This window comes from Pseudomonas sp. MWU16-30317 (genome assembly GCF_020515695.1).
Lineage (GTDB): Bacteria > Pseudomonadota > Gammaproteobacteria > Pseudomonadales > Pseudomonadaceae > Aquipseudomonas.
Genome location: NZ_JAIWJA010000021.1, coordinates 1 through 10,998, shown reverse-complemented (window position 1 = coordinate 10,998; position 10,998 = coordinate 1). Strand labels below are relative to the sequence as shown.

General features: G+C 52.6%; 7 protein-coding genes and 1 pseudogene. All 8 read right to left on the bottom strand.

Translation table 11 applies throughout. The features are described 5' to 3' along the window. Positions 1-1,037: 1,037 nt before the first annotated feature. On the bottom strand, positions 1,038-2,315 hold the full coding sequence (locus LIX93_RS29415; protein ID WP_226507522.1) for a Y-family DNA polymerase: 1,278 nt from the start codon (positions 2,313-2,315) through the stop codon (positions 1,038-1,040). Beyond that, positions 2,305-2,733 (bottom strand): S24 family peptidase, encoded by a 429-nt coding sequence (locus tag LIX93_RS29410; protein WP_226507521.1) that lies wholly within the window; start codon positions 2,731-2,733, stop codon positions 2,305-2,307. Before LIX93_RS29410 ends, LIX93_RS29415 begins: the two co-directional genes overlap by 11 nt. A 201-nt stretch (positions 2,734-2,934) precedes the next feature. Beyond that, entirely contained in the window at positions 2,935-3,381 is a 447-nt protein-coding gene (locus tag LIX93_RS29405) for a hypothetical protein (RefSeq protein WP_226507520.1), read from the bottom strand. Continuing rightward, positions 3,371-5,392, bottom strand: coding sequence for a hypothetical protein (locus LIX93_RS29400; protein ID WP_226507519.1), 2,022 nt, complete (start codon positions 5,390-5,392; stop codon positions 3,371-3,373). Before LIX93_RS29400 ends, LIX93_RS29405 begins: the two co-directional genes overlap by 11 nt. Further along, positions 5,389-7,125, bottom strand: a complete 1,737-nt coding sequence (locus tag LIX93_RS29395) for a site-specific integrase (RefSeq protein WP_226507518.1) — start codon at positions 7,123-7,125, stop codon at positions 5,389-5,391. Before LIX93_RS29395 ends, LIX93_RS29400 begins: the two co-directional genes overlap by 4 nt. Next, positions 7,118-8,410, bottom strand: coding sequence for a site-specific integrase (locus LIX93_RS29390; protein WP_226507524.1), 1,293 nt, complete (start codon positions 8,408-8,410; stop codon positions 7,118-7,120). The genes LIX93_RS29395 and LIX93_RS29390 overlap by 8 nt, the downstream gene beginning before the upstream one ends. A gap of 69 nt (positions 8,411-8,479) precedes the next feature. Then, positions 8,480-8,695: pseudogene (locus LIX93_RS29385) on the bottom strand (RulB protein); the annotation flags it as partial. A gap of 230 nt (positions 8,696-8,925) precedes the next feature. After that, a complete protein-coding gene (locus LIX93_RS29380) occupies positions 8,926-10,413 on the bottom strand; it encodes a SulP family inorganic anion transporter (protein ID WP_226507517.1) in 1,488 nt (495 codons plus the stop codon). Positions 10,414-10,998: the final 585 nt, after the last annotated feature.

The following is a 10,998-nucleotide window of genomic DNA, read 5'->3' as shown; positions in this document are numbered from 1 at the left end:
AGGATAAACGCAAGGCGGGTACCAGCCCTGCGCGAGCGGTGAAGAGCGTTTAAAAGCAGGCCGAGGGGGTCAGATTTCAGTTGGCGAAAAATGCAGTAAAGGGGTCAGTTTTGGGTTGGCGTTGACATATAGGTGGGAAGAGACGTTGAAGGATGATGGCACATTTGAAATAGTCGAGCTTACAGATGATAAGCGCCAAGGGAGCGGCAATTATAAAGTTTCAGATAAGGCAGCTACCTATAACTATGAGACGATTACCGAAAATGGCAGGACCGAGGGCTATTATGATAGGCGTCTGAATAATATGGATGGAAAGCTCGATGATTGCACACGGGTGAGGTGAACTATTTTTACCAAGTTTAGCGCTGGAGCGTGTTCGTGCCTGGGAACCGGAAATTTACCATAAACACCGTTATTCGTAACGCTGGGGGTCAGTTTCGGCAGGGAAAGGCCGCCCTAAAGGACTCCAGAGCCGCCGCCGTATCTGGTAGCTGTTGCATGGGCGGATTACGCTCTAGAAAGTCGACAACGATGGCCGTGCTTTTTCCAGTGGTCAGACCGCCCGGCAGGCAAGCTTTGATATTCGCGCAAGCGAATCCTGTGCAAGCCACAGCATGTCCCGCACCGCATTAACCATGCCGTAACATTGCCCCATGCTCAAGTTGGCAGGCCCTTGAAGGCCGCTATCAATATAAGCCTCTGCTTTTTTTCAACTGCTCAGCAGGTCCTTATCAGTGTTTGGGGCAGCATACGACTGGCCACAAAACATCAAGGTGGCCATCACCAACGCAAAACGTGTTCCTTTCACTTTCAAACTCCCAATATAGAACTGTCATTTTGACATCACTATAAGTCAAAGCCCCGGTCTGTACCACCTCGCCTCTCTGAGGGCTTCGGGCATTTTTTTGTCCAACACGTACAAGCCTCCGTCCGGTAAGTTGAAGGGGATGGATCTCTATACCAGAGTCAACCTGGCATTTACCAACGCTGAAGGATAATGGTGCGCATCTAGCGTAAATACTTGGGTTACGCCTCGCCTAATCGCAGCGCACCATCCAAAGTTCGTCCAGCTTGGTAGTATAAGATCGGCTCATCATTTCACGGCGCATACCCCAGTCAGGTGATGCTGGAACACTGGCAGCCCGCAGTGTGCCCCGGCCCCATCTTCCGTTGATATTGTCCAAGACCTGCATCAGCCGAACGCATTCTGCAGATTGCTTGGGGGCAAACAGATCTTCGGTGAACTCACCTGGCTGCCTCAGATCCATCAAAAGCACCTCAGCTTTGCTGTAACGGAAGCCGGGACGAAAGATTTTAGCCACTGCGTCGGTAGCCATTCGCGTCATGAGCAGAGTGTCACATGTCGGGTAAGGCAGTTCTACCATCACTCCCTGGGCGTAATGGGCCTCGTCAGGATTGAACATACCAGTGCGGATGCTCACTCGCATGCGCTTGCACATCGAACCTTGAGCTCGGAGTTTTTCCGCTGCGCGTCCAACGTAAGTGGCCACCGCCTGCTTGATCGGTTCAATCTCTGTGAGGCGTTTGCCAAATGCCCGGCTGCAGCAGATCTCTTGCTTTGGCGGCTCGACCTCTTCAACATCCAAGCAACATATGCCTGCCAGTTCAAGGGCGGTCTTCTCCACCACCACGCTGAATTTTTGCCGCAGCATCTTGGGATCAGCCTTTGCCAAGTCCATAGCCCTCAGGATGCCCATGGATTCCAAGTGCGCTGTCATTCGCCTGCCAACTCCCCAGACCTCCCTTACCGCGGTGTTACGCAAAACCCAGTCTCGCTTGAAAGGATCACGGATATCCACAACGCCTCCCGTTTGAGCCTGCAAGCGCTTGGCGGTGTGGTTGGCCAACTTGGCAAGGGTTTTAGTGGATGCTATTCCAACACCGACCGGGATGCTCGTGCAGCGTAATACGCGAGACCGAAGTTCACGGCCGAATGCCTCAAGGTTACCGGGCATACCGCCCACGCTTAGCCAGATTTCATCGATCGAGTACCGTTCCCAGGAGTCGACCGTAGATTCCAAAATGGTCATGACGCGCTCGGACATGTCGCCATACAGGGCATAATTGCTGGAAAAAGGTACAATTCCGTGCTGCTTCAGTTTGTCTCGAATTTGGAAATATGGTTCGCCCATTTTTACGAATGGTTTTGCATCGTAGGATCGAGCTATCACACACCCGTCGTTGTTGCTGAGTACTACAATTGGGATCTTGGCCAAATCTGGTCTAAAGACGCGCTCACAGCTCGCATAGAACGAGTTGCAATCGACCAGCGCAAACACTTTTTCACCGTGCATGATCGCGCACACTGAAGCGGACCACTCCCCAAACCGGAAAGTCGTCACCTTCGAGAATGTATCTGGCGGGATAAGCTGGGTTTTCCGACTTGAGGATTACGACCCCGTCCCGGCGATGCAACCACTTGCATACCGGCTCATTGTTCACTGCGGCAACGATGATATCGCCATGCTCCGCGTCACGGCCTCGATCCACGATGACGACGTCACCCGAGAAAATACCGGCGCCCTGCATGCTGTCGCCTTCCACTTTGACCAAATAGACGTGGGGCGCTCGCAGATCGAACAGCTCATCAAGAGAAACAATTTTTTCTAAGTGATCGGATGCCGGGGAGGGAAAGCCGGCCGGCACGCGAAAGGAGTAAGAAGGAACCATTGTAGCGCCGCCCGTCGGCATTCCTAAGAAGGTGATGATCATAATATGAAGCCTAGAGAAAACTGTATATACATACAGTTAACGCCTAATTCATCGGCCGGTCAATCCCGGCAAATAGCAATTTCGTCGGGTGGAACCAAATTCTCTGCGGCCCAGCGGATCTATAAGCAGCATATTTGAGGCAGGCAATTGCCGCACCAGATCGGCAATGCCCAGGCGCCTAGCTCCATGCGCGCTGTTATCTCAAAGCTTTCTCGGCCCGCGAGGATCCAACGAAATTATATTTGACGCAGGCAACTGCCGCTCAAGCTCAGCGATACGGTCATACAGTTCAATAATTTTCGCATCCGCTTCGCTCAACAAGCTTGCGAGCTGATCTCGCTGCCGGGCAACTTGCTCAATCCGATCACGCAGGGTGCGGCTTTTCTGGCGGGCGAGAAGATTTACCTTGTTCAACGAAGGAGGTCGCACCGCCGCATGTTGTTCCACGTAGGTTTTAATCTCTGCGATGAGACTCGGGAAACGAGATTTCTTAAGCGCTGACGGATCGCTCCCGGCCTCTTTGGCCACGTTGTTCTGAGTGACCGGTGTCCCCTTTGGTAGAAGCTGTGGCCTATTCAATTTCAGGCGCTCAAAAGCATCACGGTATTGATCAGCCGCGCTGCCGCGAGCAGGGCGTTTAAAGTCCATTTGCGCTCCCTACGACACGCCGGAAGCTCTCTACGCTTCGCTGTTGAGCCATCAATGATTCCATTAGCGGACTCCCATCCTGTGCAGTAGCAAGACGCTCTTTGAGTACATGTTCAAGATCAGCTACCGCGCCCGATTGTTCTGAGTCATACAGCACATCAGGGCAAGGTTTTGCATCCGCTGAATCACCGCCACCGCAATGGGCAATGTTGTCAATTCCGCCGTACGGACAAGGCTCGCGACTCGAGCAAACGCCGAGAATGACTGGGCGACAGGAAGCCGCGCCTTTCTTTGCCAAACCAATCATCTTCTTCGCATCCTCTAGCGAAATCAGCCGAACGATCTCAGCCTTTCGTTTGTCTCCATGAGGACTTACAAAACGTACCCTCGTAAGCTTCTGTAATTCTCTACCAAGCGTCTCGTACATCGCGCGAACGTACAGTGTGTGAGCCTTTTCCTCTAGACGCATCTGCGAGTGATTTTGTCCGTAGTAGAGACTCATAGCACGGGTGACGTGCTTGAGCTGATACTGAAGCGAAGCATCACTTACAAGCCCGGAAGCTTGCATGTTTACTGCCCCTGTTCGACGCAACTGATGCCACGCTAACGGCCATACAGCGCCCACTTGATACTCTTCCGGCAACGTAGAGGTAGCTAGTCGGGCCAATTTCAGATCCTCGGGCGTGATACGCAAACGCTCTAAATCAAAGAGCTTGTAGAACCGCCCCAAAAGTTCGGCATAAGTCGGAATACCCGGTCTAAGTGAGTGATCATCTTTTTTGCGCACTCGGCCCCACGGCTCGTTATAAGACTCGCTCAAATAACGGCCCGCAAGACCACTCGCTTCTGAGTAAGATGCGTGTAATGAGCGAAACTGAGAAATTACCTCCATCGCCCTAACGGCGACCTCCACAGACGGGGATGTGACCCACAAGGCGTCTTTATCAGCCTGCGTTTTCGTCGTCTGCCCACGTAACAAAAAAATGTCGCCGAAATTCTTGTCATGCTCAACGTCAAGGCATCCGGCCCGAAGATTCCAAGCTTCCTCGACCCGCATGAGACTGAAGTTTAGGATGTAAGCTAAACCGGCGCGATTGACCAGTTTCAGATAACTGGTCAGCGCTCTTACTTGCAATTTTCGATTGCGCCCTATCCAACGCTCAAGCAGCTCAAAGATGCCGAAGCGTTTCGCGGTACCTGCAAACGCGCCGAGAAAACGAAGACCCGTTTTAGCGCCTGATAATTTCATCATATGGCCGGAAAAAGGCGGGGCGTTTACGCACGTTGTTCTCTCCGAAACCCTCTGGTTATGTTCGTAAGCCGCGAAGCAGAACCGGTAACAAGCTTCAACCTGTTCTCTATGGAATAGGAAGTCATCAAGGCACTCTCGCAGCCTAGTAACTTGATAACGCCAAATACGTGGAGGGATGTACGGTGTTTGAGCTGTGTGGTGATTTGGAAAAAGCGCAGCCAGACGGGTTAGGGAGCCTGAATCCAGCAACGTAAATCCCACGGCATCCCTAGATGCATAAAGCTCATGCATTAACGCCAGAAACTCGGTTTGTCTTGAGGTACGAAGAAAGGCAGGGATCCGTTCGCATACGCGTGGAAAGTGCCTTAATTCGCTGGCAAGTATTCCTTCATCCTCACAAAGAATAAACAGCCGCCGCATCTGATCGAAACGCGTTTTAAGTGATCTGTAGCCACGAGCGCCGTACGGTCCATATAGCCACCAGCCAGTGATGATTCGAAGTAAATTTGCATTCTTTGAGCTAATTGGCGCCGCTGATTTTTTAACTGGCCCATCACCAAAATTCAGCGTCACTGGTTTCTTAGCCCATGGATCAAGCCTCCAAATTGGATCGCCCCAGCGGCTGACTACGTTTCCCTGCGCATCAATTACGACCGGCCAATTAGGCGGCGGAGGCCAGCTCTCTGGACGGTAATTCGATGCCCCAGGGACGGCGAGAGGCGACTCGATAGAAAGCCCTAATGTCGTGAGCATATTCATTGGGAAGGCCCCGCTGTAACTTCCGCAAGTCGAATAAATCCGTCCCAAGCTGGGTGATAGTCCTCTTCGGCTATGCGAGCCTGTGCCTCTTCAACCCAAAGCCGACGCACCTCGCTACTGTCTTGAAAGAACCGTAACTTCGCACTCAGACGCTCGACCGCAAGCATCGCTGGATGGTCAGCCTCGGCAGATCTATCCGCGCACGCTGGGCGATATCTAATTAGCTCCAAGCTCTTGAGCATTCGCAAACTACTCAGGGACCAGACGTGATCCTGGCTTTCAATATCCCGATGATTGACGCAGAAAAGGCAACCCGCTGCGTTAATACAATCGGGATCAGGAGCATTAGTCGGAGCATCCACGACCGATTCTGGTGTCGGCGCCACACAAGTACCTGGAGCAGGTGAGCAAACGACAGGATCTGCTTGCCGATGAAATCGTGTGATTTCAATCATCGCAATTTGCGGATTGGGCTCGGCGTACACACGGATCAAAGTTTCAGCAGTGTGCTGTGCGATTTCCGCTACCAGTTCGGGGCGTTGCGACTCACGTAACAGCCAGTTAATACGCGCTCCCCGGAGCTTACGAGGTCGAACAAATCGAACACTGGAATCGGTGCAGACGCGCCCAGTAGCCGTGAACTGGGGAGCTTTTAAAGCGAGACGTCCCCCAGAGCGGACGAGAGGGAAAAGCAGTCCCTCTAGATCCTCTGGAAACCATATGTTTCGCCACTCAATGTAGCGTTCGAACCACTGCTTATAGCTTGAGAAAACGTCAAACAGCACTTCACCCTGACGGCGATTTTTGTAAGACCTCACTTGGTAACCATCAAGATGACTCGTGTAATGGTATTGGTCAATTCGAAGCTGATGCGCTTGGGATAAATTCATGCCGGTTTGTGCGATGAACATAAGCAACTCGGCTTCGATTCGAAGATTCACCGCCGGGTATCGAGTCTCGATTGAAACGTCATCGTTCCGAAATTCGCGGTTTCGAAGGATGTCCGCAATCTGAAATTTGGTTTGAGGTCGAATCCGGCGTGACGCTTCCTTCTCTGTATCGCGCAGGCCGCACCAGATAGGTAGCGTCGAACCCGACCGCAATTCCACGTGAATGGGAAGCGACCCCGTCACAGCTTCATAGGTAAGGGACGTACAGATGTCGGCAATGAATTGCCCGAATGAAAAGCTCTCTTCCAAACTTTGCTTAGCAGCGCCCCCATTACTTGGCTTTTCGTTGCCTCTAGGCTTGCGAATTCGGGTGCTGTACAGAAGCGTCGAGCTTCGGCCTAGAACTCGGTCGAGCATCGTCGCGGTTAAACTTGCCGCGTCGTATAACGATCCGCTAGTTAGATATCCTTCCACGCGATGACGCTGTAGAAGATGTTCAGCCCACCCTAAGTATTCCTCCGCGACCGTATCAATGCTTAACGGACGCTCGCACTGATCCACCCACCGAAAAAACTTCCTAAGCGCACCAATCTTGTTATTGGCCGAAAAGCGGCTCCCACCGCCGACAAGGTCGTCGGTCAAACAGTCATGGAACTCCTTCACAAGCTCTACCCGCTCCAGCAAAGGATCACCTAGAGCACCTGATGTGATTTCACTGCGTACCGTCTTCACTTTTGCCCCTGCACCACCGCTGTATAAAAGCGGCGCCAAATCCCAGGGCGTCTCGTTTTTCCCGTACTCAAGCATCGGAAACGTTAGGTCTAAAGACGTTAGGTTACTCATTGCTCGCTCCCTTTCTCGAAGCAATTCCTGTGAACGCAGCCATAAAGCTGTTTGCAATGGCCTGCTTAGCGGGTGCGGCCTGCACAAACTTGATGTATTTGAAGGTGGTGGCCTCCGAGTTTCGACCGTGAAGCAATGAATTGCTGACCATCGCAATCACTATCGCCACATCAGTGCAATTTGCTAAAGCGAGCCTAGCTAGCTCAGTTCCGAAGGTGCATCGGGATTGGTGGAAACGAAACTTCCTGAGCGCTTTGATGCCCGACGCGATGCCTAATTTTCTAAGCGATGACATCTCAACGTTTACAGCCGAAGACTGATCACTTTTGCGACGTCCGAAAGGGTTTCCGAAACGTGTCAAGAACACTAGGTCTTGATGCTCGCCAGCAGCAGATGCCTCGCGAGTCAACCTGCGAAGACCCTTGGCGTACTCCAAGACTTCAGAACACAACGCTTCGGGAATCCATGCCTGGCCAGTTACTCCAAATTTGGTATGCACGGGCGGGGACGCACCTGGCCCTACCGATATCCGAAGCAAACCTTTTGCAGACGGATCAGGTAAGGCGCGCTCCAACGTATCGATACGAAGGTCACAGATAGTGCCCAGTCGCATACCCGTAAAGAAACCTAGAACCAACATCAGATAAAGCTCGGGTGAGGCGCTCTGTTTTGCGAAATCGAGTATGGCGTCTCGATCAACCGCAGACACAGGAAATAGCCCACCTTCCAAAGTGACCCCAATGCGTTTTCGATTTGGAATACCCAGATCGGTGGTGGTTCCAGCTAGCGTTCGCTCGAAGCCGACCTGGTCAAAGTATTTGATGAAATAGCGCTTGTCTTTCCACAGCGGCAATATCGGGTTTAGAAGGCCATGCGTCCTAACCCACCTGTAGAAACTGATGCAGTTACGCATGTACTCGGAAGCCGTGGCAGGACTGATATGACCAGCGTCACGAGCTTTAATAAGCGCCCCACGATACTGAACAAGACATCGATCAGCCTTCCGAGACGGAAACTCAAACCACTGAAGCCTACGACTCTCCAAAAACTTCGCGTAGTTCAACAGCCCGTTTAGGTTGCTAGAAACTGTTTTAAGGAGTGCCTCACCATTGGTGACTCTCTCCACAGCCCAGAGATTGGCTTCTCTCCATGGCAAGCCGTCTTCCCAGAATATTTGTGGCAATCCTTCGATCACTACACGGGAGCTACTCAGCGAGTAGGTAATCAGGCGGTCTTTGACAGAAAGGTCATGCGGACTGAAGTGAATGTGCTCAACGTTAGCCAAGGGATATCTCTGTAGGAATAAGCGCCAATGTCCATGGGTGCCCCATTTACTTTGGGCGCCCACAGTATGCAACTTATTCTTATCGATGCTGTAGACCTCGACGGCCGGCACCATGGACTCGATGATGGTCATCACCCGCTCGCTCATGTCGCCGTACAGCGCATAGTTGCTGCTGAACGCCATCACGCCATGGCGGCGCAGGTCGTCCTTGATCTGAAAATACGGCGCGGCCATTTTCACGAAGGGTTTGGCATCGTAACTGCGGGCGATCACACAGCCGTCGTTGTATCTGAATGATCCTAACAGTTAGTAACTGATAAGCCATTGATTTTAAAGAACAATATATCGCTAACGTTTTTCGCCGTTTTGGACGGTTCACCTTGGTAAATTGGTCTGCCTTTCTGGCCAAACGGACGCATGTAGCGACGGTAATCCGGTGCTCGTGGCGTCCATATTGTGAGCGCACACCAAGAGCAGGCGTCGAATCCAGCCAGCTAGGCTCCAGCCTTGCTTAATCAATGGCCCATTAACGTGTCGATACCATCGGGTTTGTCATGGACGCCGAATCGATCCACGAGCGTGGAGGTCGCTCGGTTCATGCCAATGACATCTACTGCTATACCTTCCCGGCGCAGTTTCAACACTACTTTGTCGAGCGCTGCCACCGCTGTAATGTCCCAGAAATGCGCCTCGCGAAGATCAATCGTCAGCGTTTCCAACTGCTCCTTGAGATCGAAGGAGTCCGCAAAGCGATCTGCTGAGCCAAAGAATACCTGGCCAGTCACGTAGTACGTACGCTGGGAATTCTCCGAATCACGCTTGGAGGTCACGTCCAGGTAGTGGCCGATTTTGTTGGCGAAGAACATCGCGGCCAGCAATGTGCCGGCGACAACTCCGAATGCTAGGTTGTGGGTCGCAACTACGACCACCACCGTGACAAGCATCACGATATTGGTTGAGAGCGGATACTCCTTGATATTGCGGATTGATCCCCAGCTGAAGGTACTGATGGAGACCATGATCATCACGGCAACCAGGGCTGCCATTGGTATGCGAGCCAGCCAATCGCCGAGGAAGATCATCATGATCAACAGAGATACCCCTGCACATAGGGTGGAAAGACGTGTCCGGCCTCCGGATTTAACGTTGATCATCGATTGACCAATCATGGCGCAGCCCGCCATACCACCGATGAGACTGGTCGCAATGTTGGCGAAACCCTGTCCCTTGCACTCTCGGTTCTTATCACTGGATGTGTCAGTCAGGTCGTCCACGATAGTCGCGGTCATCATCGACTCCAGCAATCCCACCACTGCCAACGCCGCTGAGTAGGGAAGCACTATCAGCAGGGTCTCCAGATTCAACGGCACGCTTGGCCACATGAAGATCGGCAGGCTGTCAGGTAACGAGCCCATGTCCCCGACGGTATGAATTTTCAGGCCCATGTATATCGAGATTGCGGTGAGCACAATGATGCACACCAGCGGCGATGGCATTAGCTTCCCAATAACTGGCAGCCGGGGGAAGAGATAGATAATCGCCAGGCCACCAGCAGTCATGGCGTACACCGGCCAGGTAACACCGGTCAGCTCTGGCAACTGCGCCATGAAGATCAGGATCGCCAAGGCGTTTACGAAACCGGTCACGACCGAGCGTGATACGAAGCGCATCAGTTCGCCCAGCCGCAAGTATCCCGCAGCTATCTGCAGTACGCCGCACAGCAAGGAGGCGGCTAGCAGATACTGAAGGCCATGATCCTTGACCAGATTCACCATCAGTAAAGCCATGGCTCCCGTGGCGGCAGAGATCATTGCAGGTCGACCACCGACAAAGGCGATGACCGTACAAATACAGAATGAGGCGTAAAGGCCAACTTTGGGGTCGACTCCAGCAATAATGGAGAAGGCTATCGCCTCGGGAATAAGGGCGAGCGCAACAACGAGACCAGCAAGGACGTCCGCCCGGATGTTTGATAGCCAGGCAGTTTTGATGTTTTCAAGCATGATTTACCCATAGCAGGCACGGCATGACGTGCAGCGACGAACGCTGAGCAATGCAGGTGCTTCTGTCTTCAATTGAGTTGGGGAGTGCAGCGACTAAAAGTCAGGCGCAGCAGATTTCGACCGCAGCTAGGTGGCGGTCAGGGCATTGCGAGGGGGCGTAGCGCTATGGCGGCGTAGGCAGCCAGTTGGAACGGGGCAAAGGTGTTTCCTTAGGTTAAGTTCAACGCCTAATGATAGCTGCCTAACGATACAATTTCAACCACCGAGGTGCGGTGGTCGTGCGCCCATGGGCTTCAGTTTGCAAAAGCCGCCTCGCATTAAAATTCAAACAAGCCTAAAATGCTGTATATATATACAGCCATACGGTGACGACTTGCCATGCTTTCTACACCCGCCATTGCCTGCCAGTACAGTGGCTGTCGCCATGGATAAGCCTGAGCGAGCCATCAGCCTTATCGACTTGTAGTGGTCAACTGATCCCGGACAGTGAATTGAGTTTTTCCTCAGCGACCGCAGGCGCTAGCCCTTCGTTGAACTGATGCGGTCGCCGCCAGTTGTACCGGTCCATCAGGAACCGGCCAATAT